Below are 25,588 nucleotides of genomic sequence, written 5' to 3'. Positions count from 1 at the left end.
GTTAGAGCGCCTCAGGTCCGCGTTCCCCGGTGCGGACGCGGATGACCGTGTCCACAGGGACGGACCACACCTTGCCGTCACCGATCTTGCCGGTCTGCGAGGCCTTGACGATGACGTCGATGACATCCTCGGCGTCCTCCTCCTCGGCGAGCACCTCAAGGCGGACCTTGGGCACCAGGTCGACCTGGTACTCGGCACCCCGGTAGACCTCGGTGTGACCACGCTGGCGGCCGTAACCGCTCGCTTCGCTGACCGTCATTCCCTTGACCCCGAACTGCTCCAGGGCCGCTTTCACGTCATCGAGCTTGAACGGCTTGATGATCGCTGTGATGAGTCTCATGCGTCCACCTTCTTAGACGCCGGGGTGGGGGCCGGACCGTTGACGGCGGCCACACCCGAGGAGTGGATGGTGCCGAGGTCGTAACCGGTCTCGGCGTGGGAGGTGATGTCGACGCCGGTGATCTCGTCTTCCTGCGAGATGCGGAAGCCCATTGTCTTGTCGATGATCTTAGCGATGATCCAGGAGATAACGAAGGAGTAGGCGCCGACCGCGACGGGACCGAGCACCTGCACACCGAGCTGGGAGATCGGCCCGCCGTAGAAGAGGCCCTTCTCCTGGCCGTCGGCGAACGGGTAGGCGGCGACGAAGCCCAGCGCCACCGCACCCACGACACCGCCGACGAGGTGGACGCCGACCACGTCGAGGGAGTCGTCGTAGCCGAGCTTGTACTTCAGGCCGACCGCGTAGGCACAGGCGACACCGGCGAGCGCGCCGATCACGAACGCCGCCCAGGGGTCGACGAAACCACAGGCCGGGGTGATCGCGACCAGGCCGGAGACCGCACCGGAGGCGACACCCAGGGTGGTGGAGTGACCGTCGCGGATCTTCTCGACGAGGATCCAGGCGCCCGCCGCGACGGCGGTGGCGATCTGGGTGTTGATGAACGCCAGGCCGGTCGTGCCGTCAACGGCGAGCTCGGAGCCCGAGTTGAAGCCGAACCAGCCGAACCACAGCAGGGCCGCGCCGAGAAGGACCAACGTGAGGTTGTGCGGTCGCATCGGGTCCTTGCGCCAGCCGACGCGCTTGCCGATCACCAGGGCGACCGCGAGGGCCGCGGCTCCGGCGTTGATGTGGACGACCGTACCGCCGGCGAAGTCCTCGATGCCGAGGCTGCTCAGCCAGCCGCCGCCCCACACCCAGTGGGCCACGGGGAAGTAGACGACCGTCGCCCAGACAATGGCGAAGACGACCCACGCGCCGAACTTCACCCGGTCGGCGAGCGCTCCGCTGATCAGCGCGACCGTGATGATCGCGAAAGTCATCTGGAACGTCGAGAAGACCAGGCTCGGCATACCGGTGCCGTCATCCTTGGTCGCCGTCTCGACCAGGCCGCTCAGACCGATGTTGTCGAGTCCACCGATAATCTTGTTGAGGAATCCCGAACCGTCTCCGACGGTGTCGAAGGCGAGCGAGTGACCGTAGAGCACCCAGGCGATCGTCACGACGATGATGCTGACCCACGACATCATCATCATGTTCAGAACACTCTTGGCCCTGGTCATGCCCCCGTAGAAGAACGCGAGACCCGGTGTCATGAGTAGGACGAGTGCGGTACTCGCGAGCATCCAGGCTGTGGAGCCGCTATCGATCTCCATGCGAAGCGACCCTCCTTCCAATTGGCTTTTGCCGGTTTCACATGCAGTGATCGCTTCTGGGCTCCATCGACCGGCCGCGCACTGACGTTGCGCCACAGCGTGTTCTTCTACCGTTTCAAGGTGTGACCTTGTGTGTTTCACATCTGTGAATCTCGGCAGCAGGGTGTTTCAGATGTGTTTCGGACAAGGTGTGCCATGACTTGGAGATGGCCTTAAAAGAGCCCAGGTCAACTCCACTTGGCGGTTACCAGGGCTTCCGCCACCCCTACGCCACGCCCACCGGACCCCCTCGGTCCGGGCGAATAGGCTGGCCCGTAACCCCTGGTCACCCTCGGTCCCCTTCCCCGGAACGGACCCCGGCAGGCTTCTGGGGACGGATCGGGCCCGCGACCGTTCACGCTGCGGTGGGCGGGTGTTCCGGCCGGCCGTCTCAGTTGCGCTCTGGTGGTTCAGGCCTCCGGCCTGCTCGGGCGCGGTGGTTGCGGGCTCTTTTCAAGCCGGCCGGAACACCCGCCCACCTCCGCTGCGCACGCCCCCACCGCACGGCGCGCGGACCGTAGTCGCTCTCTCTCCGGCCGCCCTGTGACCTCTGTGCGGCTGAAGCGATCCGTACGAGACCGCTCAGAGCGGGCCGCCGTAACTGAAGCGTTACTTTCGAAAGGAGCGCACGGCGCGCACCGTAGAAAACCAGACCCCCACCGCACCGATCCCTCTCACCACACAATGCGGCGGAACACATAAACAAACCACGAAACAGCCCGAACCATGCCGGTTCAGACCCTTACCAATAGCCGACGTCCCATAACGCAGGAGTAGCGAGCATTCGCCACAGTGGTCACGTTGCCCGTCCCGTGAGGCGAGTCTCACATCCTGCGCAACAACCACGCATTCGGATCGAACATCGGCGCACGATTCCGACGACGAAAGCAGCCGCTCTCACAGAACCTCTGACCCGCGCTGCCCCCTCCTCACGCCCGTCGTGTTCTCCCCCGTGGAAGATCGACGCCCGCCCTGCGCACCTTTCCGAGGTGGAGCTTCAGCTACGGCGCTCCCTCCCGACGGTCCCGTACGGATCGCTTCAGCCACCCACGGAACCCAGGGCGGCCGGAGAGAAAGTCACTACGGTCCGCACGCCGTACGGCGAGAGCACGTGCAGCGGAGGTGGGCGGGTGTTCCGGCCGGCTTAAAAAGAGCCCGCAACCACCGCGCCCGAGCAGGCCGGAGGCCTGAACCACCAGAGCGCAACTGAGACGGCCGGCCGGAACACCCGCCCACCGCAGCGTGAACGGCGAAGAAACCCACCGCGACGAACCACAACCCGAACAGCCATGGAACAGACCAAGCGTGACCTCGACGGAACCAACCAGGCGTGAGCGGCGATGGAACTCACCACCACAGCCCGAACACCACGGAACCGCCGCAGCGAACCGCCGTAAAAGCCGAACCCCACGATCCGGCACGGTCCAAACGAGACCGTGCCGGATCACGAGGCTCAGGCCGCAGTCGCCATCTTCCGCAGCCGGGCCAGAGCGTCACGCTCGATCCGGCGGGCGCGGTCGCGGCCGATGCCGTACCGCTCGCCGACCTCGGTCAGCGTGTGCTCGCGGCCGTCCATCAGGCCGTAGCGCCAGCGGAGCATCTCACGGGTCTGCCCCTCAAGCCCGGTCAGCCACACCTCAAGGCGCTCGCGCTCCAGGATGTCCATCGCCTGCTGCTCGGGGTCGGCCCACGTGTCATCGGCGATCATGTCGCCGAGCTCGGTCTCGTCCTCGTCACCCACGCCCAGTTGCAGGGAGACGGGGTCGGAGGCCCAGCGGCGGAGCTCACGGACCCGCTCGATGGGGAGTTCGAGCACCGTGGCCAGATCGGCGTCGGTCGGCTCGACGTCGAACTCGGCCAGCATGTCGCGGCGGACCCGCATCAGCCTGGTCATCTGCTCGCCCGCGTGGGTGGGCAGTCGCACCGGCCTGGCCTGCTCGTGGATGGCGCGTCCCACCGACTGCCTGATCCACCACGTGGCGTATGTGGAGAACTTGTAACCGCGCCGGTAGTCGAACTTCTCGACCGCGCGGACCAGCCCCAGGTTTCCCTCCTGGACCAGATCGATCAGCGGCATTCCCCGCCCGGAATATTTACGCGCGACGGCCACCACAAGACGTAGATTGGCCTGGATGAATTCATCCTTGGCCCTCTGTCCGGAAACGGCCAGTCGTTCAAGCTCCTCATCGGCCGCGTCACCGATCCGCGGCTCCGTCAATCCGCCCAACCCACCGTCCAGCAACTGCTCAGCGAAGAGACCCGCCTCGATCCGCTTGGCGAGCTCGACCTCTTCCTCCGCGGTGAGCAGGGGCACCCGTCCAATCTCTGCCAGGTAGGTCCCGAGCAGGTCTCGATCAGAGACATGCTGATCCTGCGTCCGATTCCCCGTCGGCCTTGCCATCCGATGGCACCTCGCTCCGCGTGCTTATGACGTGTCCGACCGCTCGCTCAAGGCCCCGTGCGCTCAGACACATCGCTTGTCTTTTCAACGGACGGATCAGGGCAAAGATTCCCTCAAGAAGTACGCCTGGAGAATGGTTTTGGATTTCCTCCTCAAGGAGGATGTTTCCCTGCGCCGCGACGAGGGCCACCACTAACCCCAGCAAAGGGGCTCAAACCAGGCGGCGCCCCTCCTTCCAGACCTGCCTTACCAGCGGTACCCCCGGCCGGTAGGCGAGGTGGACGTAGGTGGGTGTGTCGAGAATCACCAGATCCCCCCTGCTGCCCGCCCGCAGCGTGCCGACGTCCCCGCGGCGCAGCGCCCTCGCCCCGCCGTACGTGGCGGCCCTGATCGCCTCCAGCGGTGTCATCCGCATCTCACGGACCGCCAGTGCCACGCAGAACGGCATGGAGGAGGTGAAGGAGGAGCCGGGGTTGCAGTCGGTGGCGAGCGCGACGGTCACCCCGGCGTCCAGCAGGCGGCGGGCGTCGGGGTAGGGCGAGCGGGTGGAGAACTCCGCGCCGGGCAGCAGGGTCGCCACCACCCCCGACGACGACAGCGCCGAGACGTCGTCGTCGCTCAGATGGGTGCAGTGGTCGGCGGAGGCCGCGCCCACCTCGGCGGCGATCCGCACCCCCGGCCCCTCACCCAGCTGGTTGGCGTGGATCCGCGGCAGCAGTCCCGCCTTCACCCCGGCGAGGAGGATCTCCCTGCTCTGGTCGGCGTCGAAGGCTCCGCGCTCGCAGAACACGTCGATCCACCGGGCGTGCGGCGCGCACGCCTCCAGCATCTCCCCGGTGACGGTGCGGACGTACTCGTCGGCCGAGGAGGCGTCGGGGGGGACGACGTGCGCGCCCAGGTAGGTGGTCTCCTCGGTGAACCTCCGCGCGATCTCCAGTGACCGGCGCTCGTCCTCGACCGTGAGACCGTAGCCGCTCTTGATCTCGACCGTGGTCGTCCCCTGGGCGAGCATCTCGGCGACCAGGGCGGCGGTACGCGCCGCGAGTTCGGCGTCGGAGGCGGCGCGGGTGGCCGACACCGTCGTACGGATGCCTCCCGCCGTGTACGGGCGCCCCGCCATGCGGGCGGCGAACTCGGCGCTGCGGTCGCCCGCGAAGACGAGGTGGGCGTGGCTGTCGACGAAACCGGGGATGACGCAGCGCCCCTCCACGTCCACCCGTTCGTCGGCGTGCGGAGCCCCCTCGGCGGGACCCGCCCACACCACCTCGCCGCCCTCGACCACCAGCGCCGCGTTCTCGATCTCCTCCCGCGCCGGGTCGCCCGTGTAGAGCAGGCCGATGCCGTCGAAAAGGGTGCTCGTCACCGGACGGTCCTCGCTCGTCATACCGACCTCTCCTCCCGCGCCTCGGCGAGTGCCTCGCCGACCGCTTGCGCGAGCATCGCGCCCACGTCGCCGAGTACGTGCCCGCCGTCGACGACCACGTGACGCCCGCCCGACACCACGGAGTGCACGTCGGCGGCGGTCGCGGCGAAGACCACGGTCTCCGCCAGGTGCGCCGGGGATGCTCCGGCCGTACGGACCGAGTCCAGGCGCACCGACACCAGGTCCGCCCAGGCACCGGGAACGAGCATGCCCGCGTCGGCGAAGCCGAGCGAGTCGTGCCCCGCGGCCGTGGCCGCGTTCAGGAGTTCGGCGGCCGACCAGTGACCGCGCCGCTCGGTCGCGAGCCGCTCGTCCAGCTCGACCGCGCGGGCCTCCTCGAACAGGTCGATCACCGCGTGGCTGTCCGAGCCGAGCGTGATGGGCGAGCCCGCCTCGAACAGCCTCCTCGCCGGCCCGATGCCGTCGGCGAGGTCGCGCTCGGTCGTCGGGCACATGCACACGCGCGTGCCGGAGGCGCCGAGCAGCGCGACGTCCACGTCCGACAGGTGCGTGGCGTGCACGGCGGTCGAGCGGGGACCGAGCGCGCCGTGCGCGTCCAGCAGCTGGACCGGGGTCGCGGCGTAGGCGTCCACGCAGGCGGCGTTCTCGGCCCGCTGCTCGGAGACGTGGGCGTGCAGCGGGACCGCGTGGTGCCGGGAGAACTCGGCGACCACGGGGATCTGCTCGGCCCGCACCGCGCGGACCGAGTGCACGGCCACGCCGATCTCCACGTCCCGATCCTCCCGGTATCCGGCCACGAGCGCCTCGGCCCGCGCGGCCCACCCGTCGGCGTCCCCGTCGCCGAAACGCCGCTGCGCACCGCTCAGCGGGGTGCCGACGCCGCCGGTCAGGTAGCAGGCGTCCAGGAGCGCGATGCGCAGCCCCGCCTCCCGCGCGGCCTGGACGAGCGCGTGTCCCATCGCGTTCGAGTCGTCGTACGGCCTGCCGTCCGGCCCGTGGTGCAGGTAGTGGAACTCCCCCACGCAGGTGATCCCGGCCAGCGACATCTCGGCGAACGTGGCCCTGGCGAGCCTGAGGTAGGAGTCGGGGTCGAGCGTTCCCGCCACGCCGTACATCCGCTCGCGCCAGGTCCAGAAGCTGCCCTTCTCGCGCTGCGTCACCCCGCGCAGGGCGCGGTGGAAAGCGTGGGAGTGCGCGTTGGCGAGCCCGGGAAGGGTGAGGCCCGCGAGCCGGACGGCTCCGCCGGGCGGGGTCGTCACGCCGGTGACGATCTCGGCGATCAGGGTGTCCCTGACCTTGACGAGTACTCCCGCGACGGCCTCGCCCGGCGGCAGCCAGGCCAGCTCGCACCAGTAGTTCAGCTCCCGCACAGGTCCTCCACGACGGCGGCGAGGGCGGTGACCCCGGCGTGACAGTCGGCGCGGTCCGCGTGTTCCTCAGGAGAGTGCGAGATTCCCGTTGGATTGCGGACGAACACCATCGCGCTGGGCACGCCCGCGGAGGCGAGGATGCCCGCGTCGTGTCCGGCGCCGGTCGGCAGGACGGGTGCGCCGCCCGCGGCCTCGGCGACCCGTTCCCGCAGGGCCGCGTCGAAGTCGACGACCGGGGTCCACGACTCGACCGTGACCTCGGCACCGGAGAAGTCGGTGAGTTCGGCGACGAGCTCCCTCACCGCGTCCTCGTCGCCGCCCCTGGCGTCCAGCCAGGCGCTGACCAGGCCGGGGATGGCGTTGGCGTTGTTGGGCGACACGCGCGTCCTGCCGAAGGTGGCGACCACGCCGCCGCGCTGGGCGGCCTGGCGGGCGTGCAGGACGGTACGGGCGAAGGGCAGCATGGGGTCGTCGCGGTCGGCCAGGCGGGTGGTGCCCGCGTGGTTGGCCTGGCCGTGGAAGTCGAACCGCCAGCGGCCGTGCGGCCAGATGGCCGAGGCGACGCCGACCTCGGCGCCGGTGTGGACGAGGTCCTGTCCCTGCTCGACGTGGAGTTCGACGAAGACGCCGATGTGCCGCAAGGTCTCCTCGTCCCTGCCCAGAGCGCCGGGGTCGCGCCCCGTCGCACGCAGCACCTCGGCGAGCGAGTCGCCCTCGTCGTCCTTCAGGGCGCGGGCCCTGTCGGGGTCGAGGATGCCGGTCAGCAGGCGGGAGCCGACGCACGGGACGCCGAACCTGGCGCCCTCCTCGTCGGTGAAGCAGGCGATTCCCACGGGGCGCGCGGGCCGGAAGTCCTTCGCCCGCAGCAGGTCGAGGGCGGCGAAGGCCGACACGACGCCGAGGGGGCCGTCGAAGGCGCCGCCCTGGCGCACCGAGTCGAGATGACTGCCGGTGACCACGCCGGGCCGGTCCGAGGGGTCACCCCACCAGGCCCACAGGTTGCCGTTGCGGTCCTCCCTCAGGTCGAGGCCGCGTCTGTCGGCCTCCTGCCCGAACCATCGCCGGAGTTCCAGATCCGCGGGCGACCACGCGTCTCGCAGGTAGCCCCGGGTCCGGCCGTCACGTCCGAGGTGCTCTATGGCACCCCACATCTCGTCGAACACCCTCCCATTATGTGAATGAGACCATTCATTGGCGAGCCCGCCGCGCCCTCGGCCCGGCGCCCTCCCAACCTGAGGCGCCTTCGGTTACCGTGCTCAGTTCGAGGGCTTGCCGGTGGGACGAATGGTGATCTCGGTGATGTTGGCGTCCGGGGACGCGGTCAGAGCGGTCAGCACCACCCTGGCCACCGAGTCCGCGTCGAGGTGATCCTCCTGCCGGTAGGGGCCGCCCTCCTGTGCCCGTACCTCGCGCTGCATGTCGGTCGCGACCCGCCCCGGGTAGATCGTGGTGACCTGGAGCTCGGGCTCCTCCAGGCGGAGCCCGTCGGCGAAGGCGCGCAGCGCGTACTTGCTCGCCGCGTAGGAGACCCAGCTCGGGTTCGCCCGCAGCCCGGAACCGGAGTTGATCAGCACCACGTGGCCGTGCGCCGCGCGCAGGGCGGGCAGCAGCAGCCGGGTGAGCTCGGCCACCGCGACCACGTTGATCTCCATCGTGCGCCGCCACACCTCGGCGGGGGTCTCCTCGACACGGCCCAGGTGCACCACGCCCGCGCTGTGCACCAGCACGTCGAGCCGGTCGATGTCGGCGACGTCGGCCTCGGTGACGGCGGTGAGCTCCACCGGCCAGGGCCGCGCGCCGGGCAGCTCGGCGACCATCCCGGACAGTGCCTCGGCGTCGCGTCCGCCGAGCAGCAGGTCGTGCGTGGGGGCCAGGGCACGGGCGATCGCGGCGCCGATCCCTTTGGAGGCGCCGGTGATCAGCGCGGTAGGTCGTTCTGACATGGCGATCACCTTACCCATGGCGAAAACGATCACCACAAGCCCTCAGCGGGACAGTCGAGACGTCGGTCAGTCGGTGGTCGGAGCCACCGCAGCGTCACCGTGACCGTCATCTGACCGTCATCGCCGTCAGTCGAGTTGCTCGGTGAAGACCCCGGCCTGGTCGGTCATCCGCTCGTACTCCTCAAGCCTGGCCTGGGTGCGCAGCGGCGCCGCGTCGGCCATCGCCTCCACCAGCACCATGGCCAGGGCGAGAGGGCCCGCGTGCGAGTCGAAGACGAGCCGCTCGCCGACGGGGGCGGCCAGGACCACGTCCGCCGCGAAGGGCACGTCCCGCCGGTCGGTGATCACCGCCGTACGCAGGCCGAGGTGGCGGGCGTCCCGCAGGGCCTGCACGGCCTCGGCCGGGTAGCGGGGCAGGACGACGGCGACGAGCCAGGCCGCTCCCGCCCTGCGCGCGGCGTACAGGCCGTCGGCCAGCTCGGAGCCGCCGTGGGTGAGCAGGCGGACATCGGGGTGGATCCGCCGCGCGAAGTAGGCGAACGTGGTGGCGAGCCCGCTCGACACCCGCAGGCCGAGCACCGGCAGGGGCTCGCATCCCGCCAGGTTGGCGCCCAGCTCGGAGAGGTCGGAGGGGTCGCTCAGCGCGTCGCGCACGCTCCGCAGGTTGTCGATCTCCACGTCGATCGCGGTCTGCAGGTCGTTGGCCCGCGACGGCCTCCTGCCGCCCACGACCAGGGGGCGCAGCGCCTGCCGCAGCTCGGGATATCCCCCGAAGCCGAGCACCATCGCGAACCTCGTCACCGACGGCTGGCTCACCCCGGCCCGGTCGGCGAGCTCCACGCTGGACAGGAAAACGGCCTCGGACAGGTGGTCGCCCAGGTAACGCGCGATCCGCCGCTGCACGGGCGACAGTCTCCGCCCCTCCAGAAGCCGATCGAGTCCGTCACCCACGCCCCCTCCAACCGCTCGAACCCCCACGAGCATTCCCCTCCCGTCCCGCCCCGCTGTCGTTCATACACCCGCGGAGACGAAAACGAGCGGCACCGGGGGAATTCGCGCACCGCGATCGGGACGCGGCACGCGAATCGGCACCCGTACGTTCCCGCGGGGACCCGGTCGCGGCGCGTCCGGTCAGGACTCGCGCATCGGGACGCGCACACCCCGCTCCTCGGCCACGGTGACGGCCTCGTCGTACCCGGCGTCGACGTGGCGGATGACGCCCGTGCCCGGGTCGTTGGTGAGGACCCGGTTGAGCTTCTCGGCCCCCAGCCTGGTGCCGTCGGCCACGGTGACCTGCCCCGAGTGGATGGAACGGCCGATGCCGACACCGCCGCCGTGGTGGATGGAGACCCACGCGGCGCCGGAGGCGACGTTGAGCATCGCGTTCAGCAGCGGCCAGTCGGCGATCGCGTCGGAGCCGTCCGCCATGCCCTCGGTCTCCCGGTACGGGCTCGCGACGCTGCCGCAGTCGAGGTGGTCACGGCCGATCACCAGCGGGGCCTCGATCTCCCCCGAGGCGACCATGTCGTTGAACCGCTCCCCCGCCAGGTGACGCTCGCCGTACCCGAGCCAGCAGATGCGGGCGGGCAGCCCCTGGAAGTGGACCTTCTCCCCGGCCATCCGGATCCACCTGGCGAGCGGCTCGTTGTCGGGGAACAACTCCAGGATCGCGCGGTCGGTCTTGGCGATGTCGGAGGCGGCGCCGGACAGCGCGGCCCAGCGGAACGGGCCCTTGCCCTCGCAGAACAGCGGCCGGATGTAGGCGGGCACGAAGCCGGGGAAGTCGAACGCGCGGGTGTAGCCCGCGAGCAGCGCCTCGCCCCGGATCGAGTTGCCGTAGTCGAAGACCTCGGCCCCGGCGTCCTGGAAACCGACCATCGCCTCCACGTGGGCGGCCATGGACTCGCGGGCCCTGCGGGTGAAGCCCGCCGGGTCCTTCTCGCGCTCGCCGGCCATGTCCTCGAAGGCCACGCCGACCGGCAGGTACATCAGCGGGTCGTGGGCGGACGTCTGGTCGGTGACGACGTCGATCTCGGCGCCCCTGCGCAGCAGTTCCGGCACGACCTCGGCCGCGTTGCCCTCGACCCCGATGCTCAGCGGCTCGCGCCGGTCGCGGGCCTCGTACGCCAGGCGCAGCGCCTCGTCGAGGTCGGCGGCGCGGACGTCCAGGTAGCGGTGCTCGATGCGCCGGTCGATCGACCTGGGGTCGCAGTCGACGCAGATCACCACGCCGCCGTTCATCGTCACGGCGAGCGGCTGGGCGCCGCCCATGCCACCGAGCCCGGCGGTCAACGTGATCGTCCCGGCGAGGCTCCCGCCGAACCGCTTGGCGGCCACGGCCCCGAAGGTCTCGTAGGTGCCCTGCAGGATGCCCTGGGTGCCGATGTAGATCCAGGAGCCGGCCGTCATCTGCCCGTACATGGTGAGCCCGGCGGCCTCCAGACGCCGGAACTCCTCCCAGTTGGCCCAGTCGGGCACCAGGTTGGAGTTGGCGATGAGCACCCGGGGCGCCCACTCGTGGGTGCGGAACACTCCGACGGGGCGGCCCGACTGCACCAGCAGCGTCTCGTCGCCCTCCAGGGTGGTCAGCGTACGGGTGATCGCGTCGAAGGAGCGCCAGTCGCGGGCGGCCTTGCCCGAGCCGCCGTAGACGACGAGCTGCTCGGGATGCTCGGCGACCTCGGGATCGAGATTGTTCTGGATCATGCGGAGCGCCGCCTCCTGCGGCCACCCCTTGGCGGTGAGCGTGGTGCCGCGCGGCGCGCGCACGATCCGGCTGCCGGACATGCCCGACCTCCCCCTCAAGAATGAATGAACGTATTCATACTTGGTCACCCGGAGGCCACCGGTCAACCCGGCAAAAGGGGTGCCGCGGGCAGCACGCCCGTGGCACCCCCTGATGTAGCCGTAACGATCGCCACGCCCCGGCTCCTCCGTCCCGCACGGACGGGACCGGGTGATCGAATGCGGCGCGCGCCCGATGGGCGCTCCGATGCGAAGGAGAGGCTCCGCACAGGCGGGGATGCCCGGTTCACCGGACGGCGAATCAGCCCCTCGACTCAGCGTCCGAATTATTCCTTTATGAACGATATGAATTTACGTAACCAAGCCGATCCCCGCAGGACCAGGTGGGAAAGGGAACGGGCAGGCGGCCTCAGCCGGGCAGCAGGAACTGGGTGGTGGCCAGCTCGCGGTAGAGGGCGTCGTCGGCGAGCAGCTCGTCGTGGGTGCCCACGGCCCTCACCCGGCCCGCCTCCATCACCACGATCCGGTCGGCCCCCGCCACGGTGGAGAGGCGGTGGGCGATCACCAGCACGGTCGTCTCCGCCGCCACCTCCGCGACCACCTCCCGGAGCCTCAGCTCGTTGACCGCGTCGAGCTGGGAGGTGGCCTCGTCGAGCAACAGGAGCCGAGGACTGCGCAGCAGTGCGCGGGCGATGGCGACCCGCTGGCGCTCGCCGCCGGAGAGCATGATCCCTCGATGGCCGACCCGGGTCTCCAGGCCCTCGGGGAGCCGGGAGACCAGATCCTCCAGCCGGGTACGGGCGAGCACCCGCCAGATGTCGGCCTCGGCCACACCCGGCGCGGCGAAGACGAGGTTCTCCCTGAGCGTGCCGTCCAGCACCGGCGCGTCCTGCTCGACGTAGCCGAGGCAGGCGCGCAACTCGGCGAGCGGCCAGTCCGCGATGTCGCGACCGTCGATCGTGATCGCCCCCGCCTGCCGCTCGTAGAAGCGCTCCAGCAGTGCGAAGACCGTGGACTTGCCCGCTCCGGAGGGGCCCACCAGGGCGGTCAGGCCGCCCGCGGGCACCTCGAAGGAGACGTCGTCGTGGACGACCGGTCTGTCGTCGCCGTAGCGGAAGGCGACGTTCTCGAAGACGACCCCGGCGGGGGCCCTGCCGACCTCGTACGCCGCACCGTCCGCTCTCTCGGCGGGAAGCTCCTCGATCTCGCGGATCCTCTTCACCGCGGCCAGGCCGTTCTGCACCTGCGTGAAGCCCTGAACCAGCTGGCCGATGGGGGCGACCAGATAGAACAGGTACAGCAGGAAGGCGATCAGCGAGGAGACCTCCAGCACGCCGGAGGTGACCCGCGCGCCGCCCACGCCGAGCACGGCCACGAACGCCAGTTGCGCGGAGACCCACGCCGAGACGCCGGCGATCGACGTCAGCCAGGCGACGGCGATCCCCCGGTCACGCGCCTCGCGGGCCGCCTCGCCCACCGCGGCGATCTCCCGCTCCTCCGCGCCGCTCGCCTTCACGGTACGGAACGCCTGGAGCACCCGGTCGAGGACCGCGCCCATCTCGCCCACCGCGACCTGCGCCTGCATCGAGGCCCGCTGGATGCGGGGCATGATCAGGCTGACGAACCCGCCGACCACGACCATCACTCCCAGCGTGATGAGCAGCAACATCCCGTCGATGAGCGCCATCATCACCACGGCGCCCACGAGCATGAACAGTGAGCCGACCGTCTCGACCACGCCGTTGGTGAACACCGCCCGCAGCAGCGTGGTGTCCGAGGTCACCCTGGACATCAGGTCACCCGGCTTGAGCCGATCGACCTCGGAGACCCGCAGCCGCAGCATCCGGTCGACGAGGGTACGGCGGGCGGAGAAGACGATGCCCTCGCCCATCCGTTCCAGCACGTAGTTACCCAGCGCGCCGATGACCGCGCCCAGGAGCACGGCGGCGGTCAGGCCGAGCACCGGACCGAGCAGGGAGCGCTGCTCGCCGAAGGCGTCGATGACCGTCTTGGCCAGGAGTGGCATCGCCAGCCCCGCCAGCGAGCCGACCAGACTGAGCACCCCGCCCAGCAGCAGGGCCCTTCTGTGGGGCCGTATGTAGGCGACCAGCAACCGCCAGGAGGCGGACTCCGGCACGGTGTTGCCGAATTCCCCCGGTTTCCCCGGTTCGCCGGGCTCTTCGGGGTTTCCCGCGTCGTTTCCCGCGTCCCGCAATACGACCCCCGCCAACGTGTCCCCCTCAGAAACGACGCGATCGGCCTTCGGCCGCTTTTCCTGTCTACCGCGCACGAATCCATCTCGGGCGGCTCGCCCTGGTCGGAGATGAAAACGATGACGTCAATGTAGGTTGACACTCTCGAGGATGTCAACCTACATTGACGTCATGCGGCGGGAAAGGCGCCGGAAAACCGATCGGAAGGGAGTTGGCGAGCGGCAGGACACCCGGGGCGGGAGTCAGCGGCGGCGGACGCCGTACTCCCTGCGCATCTCCGCGACGGTGTCCAGGATCTCGTCCTTGGTCTTCAGAAGCCTCGCCTCGGCCTCCTCCGTCCTCGCCTCGGCCACCTTGCGGCGGTCACCCACCCGACCGGCCAGTTTCAGCTTGGCCTTGGCCTTCATTTCACGCAGGTTGAGCTTCTCCATAAGACCCATGATCAGCACCCTTCGGCAGAGAGGACCCCCACCTGCCCCGCGAGGGGCCGAGTATGCGTCACAGGAACCCCCTCCCCCCCTCGGGTCCCCGGCCTCACCGTCGGCCCGATCCCGGCGCCTTCCGGATCAGGGGCGTCAGAGGGGAACCCAGCCCAGCGGAGAAGTCCGCCTGAGCTTGGCGGCCGCGATCAGTTTGGGCACGTGTGAGGCGTCACCGGACGTCACCTTCGCCGGCCCGCTTCCGGTCGCGGCGGTCGCGACCACGAGGGCGTCGACCACACATTCGTGCCCGTCCAGGCCGGCGTCCTCAATCAGCAGGGCGGCGAGGTCGGCGACCGCCTCGGAGGCGGGGATCACCGTGAGGCGCGATCGCTGCCAGGCCAGACGCCTTCCCACCTGGCCGGTACGGCGTACCTCCGCCAAGGTCACAGTGCTGATGGCGGGGACGAATCCTTCCTGCCGGGCGATCGCGATACGTGCCACGATCCTGGGATCGTCCTCGGCGAGAAGCGAGAAGGGCTGGGCGTCGAGAACGAACAAAGGTGTGGGAAAAGCGACCTCCGGTGGCGTGTTCCGTCCTCTCACTCTCCGTGCCACGCGCGCCTGGCCTCTTCCAAATCCGCCTCGGACAGAGGAGCGACCCTGGTCTCGTGATCCTCCACGATCTCCTGGGCCTTCAACAGCGCGAGCCCGTACTCGACCGACTGGTCGACGAAGTGCGAGAAGCCCCGAGGGCCCGTTCTGGACTCCACCTCCTCGGCGACGGATCGACGCAGGGTGACCGACTTCTTGACCGTTGGATCCACGGGCTGGGGCATCGCCATACACCAACTATGCCACTCATGGTGGCATAGCCGGTGTCCTTTCCGGTCTTCTCAGTCGGGGTCGGGAACGTCGTCGTAGTCGACGTCACCCTCCTCGGCGCGGCGGAGACCGATGTCCTCCACCCAGGCGCGGGCGAACCGGCGGATCTCCGTGATCCGCTCGTCGTCCACGCCGTAGGCCTCGAAGTCCTCGTCCGCGATCAGGTCGACGAACTCCAGCCTCATCACCAGCTCGGCGAGCTCGAACTCCTCGTTGTGCAGGCGGGCCAGGTGTTCGAGCTCGCGGAAGCCGTACAGGTGGGAGATCGAGGCGATGTCGATGACGTCGCGGGCGAGGCTGCGCTCGTGCAGCGCCCGCATCTTCAGGCCGACCGCGTCGTCCAGGGAGACGACGGAGATGTCGCCGACGATCACGGGCTGCTGCTGGAACGCCTCCCTGAGCAGGTCGAATTCGCAGCTCTGCTCGGTCACCGGGTCGCTCACCACGAGGCGGCCCATCCGGGGCGTCACCTCCGTCATGGTGACCTCCAGCCCGGCCTTCCTGAACGCCTCGGCCATCCCCTCCGCGACCTCGGGCAGCGGCGTCTCGGCGGCGGTGGCGAAGTCGAGGTCGTCGCTCGGGCGTTCGGTGAAGCCATGGGCGTTCATCGCGTAACCGCCCGCCAGGACAAGCCCGAACCGGGTGCAGGCGGGTAGCGCGGCCTCCAGCATCCGCTGCTGGAACGGAGGCAGGATCACCGTTCCCACCCCGGCGCCGCGGTGCCCGCCTCGGCGTCACGGTCGCCCGGCCCGCTGTCGCGGCCCGTCTCTGTCCCCCACCCCAGGGCGGTGATCTTGGTTTCCCAGGCCCTCCGGTAACTCGGCCCGATGCCCCGGCGCAGGGTCGGCCAGTCGGCGACGAGATGCTCGGCGTTCAGATACGACTCGGCGTCGGAGCGGCCACCGCCGGTGATGACCGTGCGGTAGAGGCTCATCCGTAGCAGCGGGTTCACCAGATCGAACTCGGTGAGCCCGGACCAGCCGAGGTGGACGGGCAGGGCGACCGTCCCCGTCGCCGGGCCGCGCAGGTCGGCCAGCGATTCCGGGACGCGCCGCTCCACGCCGTCCCATCGGGAAGGAAGCGTACTCACGTCCCCCAGTATGCCCGCCGTTCGCCCGAGGTCCACGGGGCGCGCGGGCCCACGACGGACTCAGCGGCGGGCTCGGTGACGGGCTCAGTGACGGGAACGAAGGCGGGTGGAGGGGAGGTCGTGGCGGCCGGAGAGGAACTCCTGGAAGGCGATCTTCCCGCGGATCACCGGGCGACGCCAGCGCTCCTCGCGGCCCTCCGCCCTCGCCATCTTGCGGGGCTGCGGACGCCGGGAGCCGGGCGCGAAGAACCAGTGGGCCCAGGGCGATCCCGGGCGGGCGAGCCGTATCGCACCGACCACCAGGAGGATCGGGACGAACAACCCGACGAGCCCCGTCCAGATCTTGCCCTTGAGCAACGTGATCACGGCGAGCACAAGGTTGGTCACGATGAAACCGATCGTGAGCCACAGGCCCTGGGACTCGCCGGCGTAGTCCTCCCAGCCGAGGGGACGCAGGCCGATCAGGAGCAGGGCGGTGACCGCGACGGCGACGAACACGGCGTCGACCGAGGCTCTGCCCTCCTCCTCCCAGTAGACGTCGTGCAGGTGCAGGATGAGCGCGAACTCGTCCAGGATCAGGGCGGCCCCGGCGCCGAAGACGGCCGCCGTCACCGCGTACCAGCCTTCCGAGACCCCCGAGACGATGAGGCCGGCCACCCCGCCGAGCAGGGTGAGCACCACGCCGAACACCACGTGGTGGATGTGCATCTCGCCGACGTTGACGTTGCCGAACCAGCCGATCCTGGCGCGGATGAGCCGGACGTTGATCCTGGTGAGCAGGAAGACGACGATCAGCGCGACGAAGAAACAGAACAGCGGCAGCCGCCCTGTGTCCATGATCCGCTCTCGGAACAAATCCCCCACCGTCCCCCAGGCTATGCGAGGAACACCGCCGGATCGGCGCGGGAGTCACCCGGCGTCACGACGGCACGGCGGTCTCCCCGGCGCCCGCGAGGCGCCGTACGAAGCACAGGTCGCCCGTACGAGGCGCGCCGCGCTTCAGGCGAGGAACCCCCGCAGCAGCGCCGCGGTCCCCTCAAGGTGCTCGGCCACGGCGCGGCGCGCGGCCTCGGGGTCCCCGGCCAGGATGGCCGTCACGATCGCCTGGTGCTGGAGGGCGGCGTGCTCGATGTTGCGCTGGAGCACCGGGATCGCGTTGAGCAGGTCGGTGACCCGGAGCCTGGCGTCGGCGCAGGCCCCGGCGAGCAGGGCGGAGCCGGTGAGCTCGGCGATGGCGAGGTGGAAGGCCGTGTCGAGGCGGCGGTAGTCCTCGGGGCCCGCCGAGTTGACCTCGCGCAGCCTCTCGCGCAGGGTTTCGCGCCGCTCCGGGGTGAGGGGGGTGGTGGCGAGCACCTGGGCCGCGCCGCACTCGACCGCCATCCTGAAGGTGAGGGCGTCGGACAGGTCGTCGGTGCCCATGTCGGCCACGGCCCGGCGCAGGTCGTCCCGATGCGGCTGCGGCGGGACGTTGTGGGTGAGGAAGGCGCCGCCGTACCGGCCGCGGCGCACCTCCAGATAGCCCGCCTCCTGCAACTCGCGGATGGCCTCGCGCAAGGTGACCCTGCTGATGCCGAGCTGGGCGGCGAGCTCCCGCTCGGGCGGCAGTTTCTCCGACACCAGCCCCAGCTTGATGACCTGGAGCAGACGCTCCACCGTCTCCTCGAACGCGTTGCCGGCCCGCACCGGCCGCAACACGGCCGTCAACCGCGACAGCTCGTCCAATTATCTCCTCCGGCCCTTGACAACGCTCCCCCCGCTGCACGTCAATGGTCTAACACTAGCCCAATAAGACCCCGACGAGGAGGGCGTGTGGACGTCACCGAGCTTCATGACGAGGTGCGGGCGGGGCGGATCGACACCGTGCTGCTGGCGGTCGTCGACATGCAGGGTCGTCTCCAGGGCAAACGCCTGTCGGGGCGCTACTTCCTGGAGGAGGTGCTGCGGCACGCCTCCGAGGGCTGCAACTACCTGCTCGCGGTCGACGTCGACATGAACACGGTCGACGGCTACGCCATGTCGTCCTGGGAGCGCGGATACGGCGACTTTGTCATGAAACCCGATATGTCCACCCTGCGCCGCGTGCCATGGCAGGAGGGGACGGCCCTGGTGATGGCCGACCTGGTGTGGGAGGACGGCTCCGACGTGACCGCCTCGCCGCGCCAGATCCTGCGCAGGCAGCTCGCCAGGCTGGACGAGCGGGGCTGGGGCGCCTTCGTCGGCACCGAGCTGGAGTTCGTCGTCTTCGGCGACACCTACGAGGACGCCTGGCGCCGCGGCTACCGCGACCTGACCCCCGCCAACCTCTACAACGTCGACTACTCCCTCCTCGGCACCGCGAGGGTCGAGCCGCTGCTGCGCAGGATCAGGCTCGGCATGGAGGGCGCGGGCATGTACGTCGAGTCGGCCAAGGGCGAGTGCAACCTCGGCCAGCACGAGATCGCCTTCCGCTTCGCCGAGGCCCTGTCCAGCTGCGACAACCACTCGATCTACAAGAACGGCGCCAAGGAGATCGCCTCCCAGGAGGGCATGGCGATCACCTTCATGGCCAAGCCGAACCAGCGCGAGGGCAACTCCTGCCACATCCACATCTCGCTCAGGGACGCGGGCGGGGAGCCGGTGATGGCCGGTTCCGGGCCGCACGGGCTGTCGGCGACAGGAGCGCACTTCATCGCCGGGCAGATCGCGCTGATGCGCGAGCTCACCCTGCTGTACGCGCCGAACATCAACTCCTACAAGCGGTACGTGCAGGGCAGCTTCGCCCCCACCGCGGTCAAGTGGGGCGTGGACAACAGGACGTGCGCGTTGCGCCTGGTCGGCCACGGCCCCTCGCTGCGGATCGAGAACCGGGTGCCCGGCGGCGACGTGAACCCCTACCTGGCGGTCTCGGCGCTGATCGCGGCCGGCCTGCACGGCGTCGAGAACGAGCTGCCGCTTGAGGACGCCTTCACGGGGAACGCCTACTCCTCGGGCGCGGAGACCGTGCCGAGCACGCTGCGCGACGCGCTGGAGCTCTGGGAGACCTCCGAGTTCGCGGCGGCCGCCTTCGGTGAGGACGTCGTGGCGCACTACGCGAACAACGCCCGGGTCGAGCTCACCGCCTTCGACGCGGCGGTGACCGACTGGGAGCTTTTCCGGGGATTCGAACGGATGTGAATGTGAAGATCATCAATCCGGCGACGGAAGAGGCGGTCGCCGAGATCGAGATGGCCGACGCCGCCGAGATCGACAGGGCCGTGGAGCGTGCCCGGCGCGCCTTCGCGCACTGGAGGAACGTCGCACCGGGAGACCGTGCCCGGCTGCTGCGCCGTTTCGCCTCGCTGGTGCGCCAGCACGCCGAGGAGCTCGCCCTGCTGGAGGTCGCCAACGCCGGGCACACGATCGGCAACGCCCGCTGGGAGGCGGGCAACGTCGCCGACGTGCTCGACTTCTACGCGGGGGCGCCCGAGCGCGATCACGGCCTGCAGATCCCGGTGCCCGGCGGGCTCGACGTCACCTTCAAGGAGCCGCTGGGCGTCGTCGGCGTGATCGTGCCGTGGAACTTCCCGATGGTCATCATGACCTGGGGGGCGGCCCCCGCACTGGCCGCGGGCAACACCGTGATCGTCAAGCCCGCCGAGTGGACGCCGCTCACCGCCCTGCGGGTGGCCGAGCTGGCCCTGGCCGCCGGCCTGCCCGAGGGGGTGTTGCAGGTCCTGCCGGGGGCCGGGGAGGTCGCGGGTGCCCGGCTGGTCGAGCACCCGGGGGTGGCGAAGATCGTGTTCACCGGCTCGACCGAGGTCGGCAAGCAGATCGCCGCCACCTGCGCCGGACAGGTCAAGCGGCTCACCCTGGAACTGGGCGGCAAGAGCGCCAACGTGGTCTTCGCCGACGCCGACCTGGAGAAGGCCGCGGCGACCGCGCCGTACGCGGTGTTCGACAACGCGGGCCAGGACTGCTGCGCGCGCTCCCGGATCCTGGTCGAGCGCTCGGTCCACGACGAGTTCCTCGCGCGGTTCGGCGAGGCGGTGCTGAACGTCCGAGTCGGCGACCCCCGCGACGAGGCCACCGAGATGGGCCCGCTGATCAGCGCCGAGCACAGGGAACGGGTGGCCTCCTTCGTCACCGAGCCGCCCCACCTGCGGGGCGTGTGCCCGTCGGGGCCGGGGTTCTGGTTCCCGCCGACGGTCCTGACGCCCCGGTCGGCCGGCGACCGGGCGTTCACCGAGGAGATCTTCGGCCCCGTGGTGTCGGTGGTGCCGTTCGACGACGAGGCGGACGCCGTACGGATCGCCAACGACACCCCGTACGGCCTGAGCGGGTCCATCTGGACCCGCGACGTCGGCCGGGCACTCCGGGTCGCCAGAGCGGTGGAGGCGGGCAACCTCAGCGTCAACTCGCATTCGAGCGTCCGCTACTGGACCCCGTTCGGCGGCTTCAAGCAGTCGGGCCTCGGCCGCGAGCTGGGTCCCGACGCCCTGTCAGCGTTCACCGAGACCAAGAACGTCTTCATTTCCGAGGAGTAGAAGCGATGCTGCGTTTGCAGGAACGTTTGCAGGACAGGGTCGCCGTCATCACCGGCGCCGGAAGCGGGATCGGCCTCGCCACCGCGCGCCGGTTCGCCGCGGAAGGCGCCCGCGTCGTGTGCGTGGACCTGGACGAGACGACCGGTCCGGCGGCCGCCGAGGAGGTCGGAGGGTTGTTCGTGCGGGCCGACGTGACCGACGAGGACGACGTCGCCCGGGTGTTCCAGACCGCGTTCGACACCTACGGCAGCGTGGACATCGCGTTCAACAACGCGGGCATCTCGCCGCCCGAGGACGACTCGATCCTGGAGACCGGCATCGACGCCTGGCGCCGGGTCCAGGAGGTGAACCTCACCTCGGTCTACCTGTGCTGCAAGCACGCCATCCCGTACATGCGGCGACAGGGCAAGGGGTCGATCATCAACACCGCGTCGTTCGTCGCCGTGATGGGGTCGGCGACGAGCCAGATCTCCTACACCGCCTCCAAGGGCGGGGTGCTCGCCATGTCCCGCGAGCTGGGCGTGCAGTTCGCCCGCGAGGGGATCCGGGTGAACGCGCTGTGCCCGGGGCCGGTGAACACGCCGCTGCTGCAGGAACTGTTCGCCAAGGACCCCGAGCGGGCGCAGCGCCGGCTCGTCCACATCCCGGTGGGCCGCTTCGCCGAGGCGTCCGAGATCGCCGCCGCGGTGGCGTTCCTCGCCTCGGACGACGCGAGCTTCATCACCGGCTCGGAGTTCCTGGTGGACGGCGGCATCTCCGGCGCGTACGTCACCCCGCTGTAGACCCGCTGTAGACCCGCTGCAGACCTCGCCCCGCCACCTTCGCGACCGGCGGTGGCGGGATTTGCCCAGGCCATACCCCGGCCCCGATAACGTGCGAGGACGTGGGCCCATCTCCCATGTCCCCGGCGTCCGCGTAAGAAAGAGATCATGTCCCGTCCCGTCATCGGCATCACCTGCTACGTCGAGCCCGCGCGCTTCACCGTCTGGGAGACGACCACCGCGCTCCTGCCGTACGACTACGTCGACCACGTGGCCCGCGCGGGCGGGCAGCCGGTGATCCTGCCCCCGGCGGGCGACCCCTCGGCGCTGGTGGAACGCCTGGACGGGCTCATCCTGGCCGGAGGCGGTGACGTCGGCCCCGAGCGGTACGGGCGGGAGCCGCACGAGCGGACCGGCTACGTCCGGCCGTTCCGCGACGACGCCGAGCTGGGACTGGTCGAGGCGGCGCTGGAGCGGGGCACCCCCTTCCTGGGGATCTGCCGGGGCATGCAGATCCTGAACGTCTCGCTGGGCGGCAGCCTCCATCAGCACCTGCCCGACGTGGTCGGCCACGCCGGGCACGCCCCGGCCCCCGGCCACTACGGCAGGATGCCGGTGCGGCTCGCCCCCGGCAGCCACACCTCGAAGATCTTCGGGACCGAGACCGTGGAGGTGGCCCACTACCACCACCAGGCCCTCGACCGGCTCGCCGAGGGCCTGACCGTGACCGCCCACGCCGAGGACGGCACGGTCGAGGCCGTGGAGGTGGACGGCCACCCCTTCGCCGTCGCCGTCCAGTGGCACCCCGAGACCGACGACGAGTCGGCTCTGTTCGAGGCGCTGGTCCGGCACGCCGCCCCCTGACCGGCACGGATCGGGGCCGCGAGGGGATTTCGCTCGGCCGGTGCGGGCGGTTAGGCTGGCCGATGACACCGATGAATCCCGTGCGGGAGAGCGTCCTGACACCCAGCCCAGGACCCCTGAAGGAGCAAGCCCTCCCCGCGAACCTCTCAAGGCAAAGGACCGTGCGGGTAGGTGCCCTCTGGAAAGCAGGTCCCACGACCTCGCCGAAGGTGAAAGTCCGGTAAAACCCGGATGAAACTCTCAGGCACCCACGACAGAGGGGGAGGATGCTCTCATCTGTCCCTTGTCTGAGGTGCGCACATGTCCCGACCTACGCCGCTGCGCGGCGTGCACGAGTCCCTCGGCGCGACGCTGACCGACTTCGCGGGCTGGCTGATGCCGCTCCGCTACGGCAGCGAGTCGGCCGAGCACAACGCGGTCCGCCAGGCGGCCGGCCTGTTCGACCTCTCCCACATGGGGGAGATCTTCGTGACGGGGCCGCAGGCCGCCGAAGCCCTCGACTACGCGCTGGTCGGCCACCTCTCCGCGCTGGAGCCCGGCCGCGCCCGCTACACGATGATCGTCGACGCCGAGGGCGGCGTGCTGGACGACCTGATCGTCTACCGGCTCGCCCCCGCCGAGTTCATGGTCGTCGCCAACGCCTCCAACTACCCCCGGGTGGCCGCCGAGCTGACCGGCCGCGCCAAGGGCTTCGACGCCGCGGTGGAGGACCGCTCCGAGCGGTACGCGCTGGTCGCGGTCCAGGGTCCGCGCTCCGCGGAGATCGTGGGCTCGCTCACCGACGCCGACCTCGAAGGGCTCAGGTACTACGCCGGTCTGCCCGCCGTCGTCGCCGGTCGCGAGGCCCTCGTCGCCCGTACGGGATACACCGGCGAGGACGGCTTCGAGTTGTTCGTCGCGGCCGAGGACGCCGAGCCGCTCTGGGCCGCCCTCACCGAGGCGGGCGCGCCGCACGGCCTGATCCCCGCGGGCCTGTCCGCCCGCGACACCCTCCGGCTGGAAGCCGGGATGCCGCTGTACGGCAACGAGCTGTCGGCCGCCCTGACCCCGTTCGACGCCGGGCTGGGCCGTGTGGTGAGGTTTGACAAACCGGGCGACTTCGTCGGCCGGGCCGCCCTCGAATCCCTCAAGGACGTCCCGCCGTCCCGCCGCCTGGTCGGCCTCGTCGCGACCGGCCGCAGGGTGCCCCGGCACGGGTATCCGGTGGTGGTCGCCGGTGACGGCGCGGTCGTCGGCGAGGTCACCAGCGGGGCGCCCTCCCAGTCACTGGGCAGGCCCATCGCGATGGCCTACGTGGACAACGGCCTGTCGTCAGGACTGGCCGTCGACATCAGGGGCAGCCACGAGCCGGTCGAGGTCGTCGCACTGCCTTTCTACAGGAGGAAAAAATGAGCAGCATTCCCGAGGACCTGCACTACACCAAGGAACACGAGTGGATCTCCGGCATCGATGACGGCCTCACCCTCACCGTGGGCATCACCGCCTACGCCGCCGAGGCGCTGGGTGACGTGGTCTACGTGCAGGTGCCCGAGGTCGGCGCGACGGTCGCCTCCGGTGACGCCGTCGGCGAGGTCGAGTCGACCAAGTCGGTGAGCGACATCTTCGCGCCGGTCGACGGCGAGGTCGTGGAGGTCAACCAGGCCGTCGTGGACGACCCCTCGCTGGTCAACAGCGACTCCTACGGTGAGGGCTGGCTGTTCCGCGTACGTCTTGAGGGCTCCGCCGACGACCTGCTGTCGCCCGAGGAGTACGCCGCGCTCACCTCGGGTGAGTCCTAAGCCTTTCCCCCCTCGCGTCACGGTCACGCGCGCCGGAGGGCGCGCGTGGCCGTCCACGCTGGAAGGATTCAGATGACGATCAGCGTCTTCGATCTCTTCAAGATCGGAATCGGCCCGTCCAGCTCGCACACCGGCGGCCCGATGGCCGCCGCCCACAAGTTCGCCCGCGGCCTCCACCAGGACGGGCTCCTGGAGAAGACGGCAAGGGTGCGCGCCGTCCTGTACGGCTCGCTGGGCCTGACCGGCAAGGGGCACGGCAGCGACAAGGCCGTGCTGCTCGGCCTGTCCGGTGAGAAGCCCGAGCTCGTCGACGTCGACGCGGTCGAGGGACGGCTCGCCGCCATGCGCGAGTCGGGCACCATCTCCCTGTACGGCTCGCGCGAGATCCCCTTCGTCATCGGCGAGGACCTCGTCTTCGAACGCAAGATCTCGCTCCCCGGCCACCCCAACGGAATGCGCTTCACCGCCCTGTCCGAGTCCGGCGAGACGGTCCGCGAGAAGGTCTACTACTCGGTCGGCGGCGGCTTCGTCGTCGACGAGAACGCCACCGGTGCCGACCGGATCAAAGCCGACGACACCGTCCTGCCCCACCCCTTCACCACGGCCGCCGAACTGCTCGCCCAGTGCGCGGAGACCGGGCTGTCCATCTCCGGGCTGATGCTGGAGAACGAGCAGGCGTTCGGCCGCACCGAGGCCGAGGTTCGCGACCGGTTGCTCGTCCTGTGGCAGGTCATGAGCGAGTGCGTGCGGCGCGGCATCGACAAGGAGGGCATGCTGCCCGGCGGACTGAAGGTCCGCCGCCGCGCCCACCAGCTCCACCGGCAGCTGCGCAGCGAGTCGGGAGAAAAGGACTCGCTGCAGACGATGGACTGGGTCTCGCTCTTCGCCCTCGCGGTCAACGAGGAGAACGCCGCCGGCGGCCGGATCGTCACCGCGCCCACCAACGGCGCCGCGGGCATCATCCCGGCCGTGCTCACCTACTACGACCGCTTCACGAAGGACGCCGACGACGAGGGCGTGATCCGCTTCCTGCTCACCGCCGGGGCGATCGGCGTGCTGTTCAAGGAGAACGCCTCCATCTCGGGCGCCGAGGTCGGCTGCCAGGGCGAGGTCGGCTCGGCCTGCTCGATGGCCGCCGCCGGGCTCACCGAGGTGATGGGCGGCACCCCCGAGCAGGTCGAGAACGCCGCCGAGATCGGCATCGAGCACAACCTGGGGCTCACCTGCGACCCGATCGGCGGCCTGGTGCAGATCCCGTGCATCGAGCGCAACGCGGTCGCCTCGATCAAGGCCATCGCCGCCGCCAGGATCGCGCTGCGCGGCGACGGCCGCCACTTCGTCTCGCTGGACAAGGCCATCAAGACGATGCGCGACACCGGCCGCGACATGCTCGACAAGTACAAGGAGACCAGCCGGGGAGGGCTCGCGGTGAACGTCATCGAGTGCTGACCCCGGGGTTTGGGCGGTGGGGCCTCTGACGGGCGCGCGGGAGACTCGGGACTGCGGAACCTTGACGACATACAACTCGATCGCTACCA

General features: G+C 70.1%; 24 protein-coding genes and 2 riboswitches. Of the genes, 7 read left to right on the top strand and 17 right to left on the bottom strand.

Translation table 11 applies throughout. The annotated features are described in order from the left end of the window. Position 1: 1 nt before the first annotated feature. The 17 genes from AB0B90_RS25855 to AB0B90_RS25775 form a co-directional block, all read right to left on the bottom strand. Positions 2–340, bottom strand: a complete 339-nt coding sequence (locus AB0B90_RS25855) for a P-II family nitrogen regulator (RefSeq protein WP_350948726.1) — start codon at positions 338–340, stop codon at positions 2–4. Continuing rightward, entirely contained in the window at positions 337–1,656 is a 1,320-nt protein-coding gene (locus AB0B90_RS25850) for an ammonium transporter (RefSeq protein WP_350948727.1), read from the bottom strand. The genes AB0B90_RS25855 and AB0B90_RS25850 overlap by 4 nt, the downstream gene beginning before the upstream one ends. Before the next feature lie 1,492 nt (positions 1,657–3,148). Then, complete coding sequence (locus AB0B90_RS25845; protein WP_350949804.1) at positions 3,149–4,096, bottom strand: sigma-70 family RNA polymerase sigma factor; 948 nt, start codon at positions 4,094–4,096, stop codon at positions 3,149–3,151. Positions 4,097–4,307: 211 nt separating this feature from the next. Further along, entirely contained in the window at positions 4,308–5,480 is a 1,173-nt protein-coding gene (gene hutI, locus AB0B90_RS25840) for an imidazolonepropionase (protein WP_350949805.1), read from the bottom strand. After that, entirely contained in the window at positions 5,477–6,850 is a 1,374-nt protein-coding gene (locus AB0B90_RS25835) for a formimidoylglutamate deiminase (RefSeq protein ID WP_362925179.1), read from the bottom strand. The genes hutI and AB0B90_RS25835 overlap by 4 nt, the downstream gene beginning before the upstream one ends. After that, entirely contained in the window at positions 6,838–8,001 is a 1,164-nt protein-coding gene (locus AB0B90_RS25830) for an allantoate amidohydrolase (protein WP_350949857.1), read from the bottom strand. The genes AB0B90_RS25835 and AB0B90_RS25830 overlap by 13 nt, the downstream gene beginning before the upstream one ends. A gap of 105 nt (positions 8,002–8,106) precedes the next feature. After that, positions 8,107–8,793 carry an SDR family oxidoreductase gene (locus tag AB0B90_RS25825; RefSeq protein WP_362925177.1) on the bottom strand — a complete coding sequence of 229 codons (687 nt, stop codon included), beginning with the start codon at positions 8,791–8,793 and terminating at the stop codon, positions 8,107–8,109. Between the two features lie 126 nt (positions 8,794–8,919). Then, positions 8,920–9,744, bottom strand: coding sequence for a MurR/RpiR family transcriptional regulator (locus AB0B90_RS25820; RefSeq protein ID WP_350949808.1), 825 nt, complete (start codon positions 9,742–9,744; stop codon positions 8,920–8,922). Positions 9,745–9,924: 180 nt separating this feature from the next. Continuing rightward, positions 9,925–11,580, bottom strand: coding sequence for a urocanate hydratase (hutU, locus tag AB0B90_RS25815; protein ID WP_350949809.1), 1,656 nt, complete (start codon positions 11,578–11,580; stop codon positions 9,925–9,927). A gap of 367 nt (positions 11,581–11,947) precedes the next feature. Next, complete coding sequence (locus AB0B90_RS25810) at positions 11,948–13,768, bottom strand: ABC transporter ATP-binding protein (protein WP_362925174.1); 1,821 nt, start codon at positions 13,766–13,768, stop codon at positions 11,948–11,950. A 225-nt stretch (positions 13,769–13,993) separates the two neighbouring features. After that, complete coding sequence (locus tag AB0B90_RS25805; protein WP_350949811.1) at positions 13,994–14,191, bottom strand: hypothetical protein; 198 nt, start codon at positions 14,189–14,191, stop codon at positions 13,994–13,996. Positions 14,192–14,326: 135 nt separating this feature from the next. Next, positions 14,327–14,731: a hypothetical protein gene (locus tag AB0B90_RS25800; RefSeq protein ID WP_362925172.1), complete on the bottom strand. Its 405-nt coding sequence runs from the start codon at positions 14,729–14,731 to the stop codon at positions 14,327–14,329. Positions 14,732–14,772: 41 nt separating this feature from the next. After that, entirely contained in the window at positions 14,773–15,015 is a 243-nt protein-coding gene (locus AB0B90_RS25795; protein ID WP_362925170.1) for a hypothetical protein, read from the bottom strand. A 51-nt stretch (positions 15,016–15,066) separates the two neighbouring features. Next, positions 15,067–15,753, bottom strand: a complete 687-nt coding sequence (locus AB0B90_RS25790) for a nucleotidyl transferase AbiEii/AbiGii toxin family protein (protein ID WP_350949814.1) — start codon at positions 15,751–15,753, stop codon at positions 15,067–15,069. Next, a complete protein-coding gene (locus tag AB0B90_RS25785; RefSeq protein WP_362925168.1) occupies positions 15,750–16,145 on the bottom strand; it encodes a hypothetical protein in 396 nt (131 codons plus the stop codon). Before AB0B90_RS25785 ends, AB0B90_RS25790 begins: the two co-directional genes overlap by 4 nt. A gap of 84 nt (positions 16,146–16,229) precedes the next feature. Then, entirely contained in the window at positions 16,230–17,009 is a 780-nt protein-coding gene (locus tag AB0B90_RS25780) for a hypothetical protein (protein WP_350949816.1), read from the bottom strand. A gap of 135 nt (positions 17,010–17,144) precedes the next feature. Next, a complete protein-coding gene (locus tag AB0B90_RS25775; protein WP_350949817.1) occupies positions 17,145–17,867 on the bottom strand; it encodes an FCD domain-containing protein in 723 nt (240 codons plus the stop codon). Positions 17,868–17,954: 87 nt separating this feature from the next. Here AB0B90_RS25775 and AB0B90_RS25770 point away from each other — a divergent pair, with 87 nt between their 5' ends. From AB0B90_RS25770 to AB0B90_RS25740, 7 genes are all read left to right on the top strand, one after another. Continuing rightward, the gene (locus AB0B90_RS25770) at positions 17,955–19,298 is read left to right on the top strand and encodes a glutamine synthetase family protein (RefSeq protein WP_350949818.1); all 1,344 of its coding nucleotides are present in this window, start codon (positions 17,955–17,957) and stop codon (positions 19,296–19,298) included. A gap of 2 nt (positions 19,299–19,300) precedes the next feature. Next, complete coding sequence (locus tag AB0B90_RS25765) at positions 19,301–20,647, top strand: aldehyde dehydrogenase family protein (RefSeq protein WP_362925165.1); 1,347 nt, start codon at positions 19,301–19,303, stop codon at positions 20,645–20,647. A 14-nt stretch (positions 20,648–20,661) separates the two neighbouring features. Further along, positions 20,662–21,429, top strand: coding sequence for a 3-oxoacyl-ACP reductase (locus AB0B90_RS25760; protein ID WP_350949858.1), 768 nt, complete (start codon positions 20,662–20,664; stop codon positions 21,427–21,429). Positions 21,430–21,576: 147 nt separating this feature from the next. Next, the gene (locus AB0B90_RS25755; RefSeq protein WP_362925163.1) at positions 21,577–22,272 is read left to right on the top strand and encodes a gamma-glutamyl-gamma-aminobutyrate hydrolase family protein; all 696 of its coding nucleotides are present in this window, start codon (positions 21,577–21,579) and stop codon (positions 22,270–22,272) included. Between the two features lie 73 nt (positions 22,273–22,345). Then, positions 22,346–22,444, top strand: a riboswitch (glycine riboswitch). Next, positions 22,445–22,539: riboswitch (glycine riboswitch) on the top strand. A 33-nt stretch (positions 22,540–22,572) separates the two neighbouring features. After that, the gene (gene gcvT / locus AB0B90_RS25750; RefSeq protein ID WP_362925161.1) at positions 22,573–23,664 is read left to right on the top strand and encodes a glycine cleavage system aminomethyltransferase GcvT; all 1,092 of its coding nucleotides are present in this window, start codon (positions 22,573–22,575) and stop codon (positions 23,662–23,664) included. Then, complete coding sequence (gcvH, locus tag AB0B90_RS25745) at positions 23,661–24,050, top strand: glycine cleavage system protein GcvH (RefSeq protein ID WP_350949822.1); 390 nt, start codon at positions 23,661–23,663, stop codon at positions 24,048–24,050. Before gcvT ends, gcvH begins: the two co-directional genes overlap by 4 nt. A gap of 72 nt (positions 24,051–24,122) precedes the next feature. Further along, positions 24,123–25,499 carry an L-serine ammonia-lyase gene (locus tag AB0B90_RS25740; RefSeq protein ID WP_362925159.1) on the top strand — a complete coding sequence of 459 codons (1,377 nt, stop codon included), beginning with the start codon at positions 24,123–24,125 and terminating at the stop codon, positions 25,497–25,499. Positions 25,500–25,588: the final 89 nt, after the last annotated feature.

It is taken from the genome of Streptosporangium sp. NPDC049078 (genome assembly GCF_040648855.1).
Lineage (GTDB): Bacteria > Actinomycetota > Actinomycetes > Streptosporangiales > Streptosporangiaceae > Streptosporangium.
The sequence above is the reverse complement of the archived record's forward strand: the minus strand, read 5'-3'. Positions and strand labels throughout refer to the sequence as shown.

Coding starts and splice junctions, on each gene's coding strand:
- AB0B90_RS25755 (WP_362925163.1), top strand. CDS start 21,577: ATGTCCCGTCCCGTCATCGGCATCACCTGCTACGTCGAGCCCGCGCGC.
- AB0B90_RS25740 (WP_362925159.1), top strand. CDS start 24,123: ATGACGATCAGCGTCTTCGATCTCTTCAAGATCGGAATCGGCCCGTCC.
- gcvH (WP_350949822.1), top strand. CDS start 23,661: ATGAGCAGCATTCCCGAGGACCTGCACTACACCAAGGAACACGAGTGG.
- AB0B90_RS25855 (WP_350948726.1), bottom strand. CDS start 340: ATGAGACTCATCACAGCGATCATCAAGCCGTTCAAGCTCGATGACGTG.
- AB0B90_RS25805 (WP_350949811.1), bottom strand. CDS start 14,191: ATGGGTCTTATGGAGAAGCTCAACCTGCGTGAAATGAAGGCCAAGGCC.
- AB0B90_RS25825 (WP_362925177.1), bottom strand. CDS start 8,793: ATGTCAGAACGACCTACCGCGCTGATCACCGGCGCCTCCAAAGGGATC.
- AB0B90_RS25795 (WP_362925170.1), bottom strand. CDS start 15,015: ATGGCGATGCCCCAGCCCGTGGATCCAACGGTCAAGAAGTCGGTCACC.
- hutU (WP_350949809.1), bottom strand. CDS start 11,580: ATGTCCGGCAGCCGGATCGTGCGCGCGCCGCGCGGCACCACGCTCACC.
- gcvT (WP_362925161.1), top strand. CDS start 22,573: ATGTCCCGACCTACGCCGCTGCGCGGCGTGCACGAGTCCCTCGGCGCG.
- AB0B90_RS25850 (WP_350948727.1), bottom strand. CDS start 1,656: ATGGAGATCGATAGCGGCTCCACAGCCTGGATGCTCGCGAGTACCGCA.
- AB0B90_RS25845 (WP_350949804.1), bottom strand. CDS start 4,096: ATGGCAAGGCCGACGGGGAATCGGACGCAGGATCAGCATGTCTCTGAT.
- hutI (WP_350949805.1), bottom strand. CDS start 5,480: ATGACGAGCGAGGACCGTCCGGTGACGAGCACCCTTTTCGACGGCATC.
- AB0B90_RS25830 (WP_350949857.1), bottom strand. CDS start 8,001: ATGTGGGGTGCCATAGAGCACCTCGGACGTGACGGCCGGACCCGGGGC.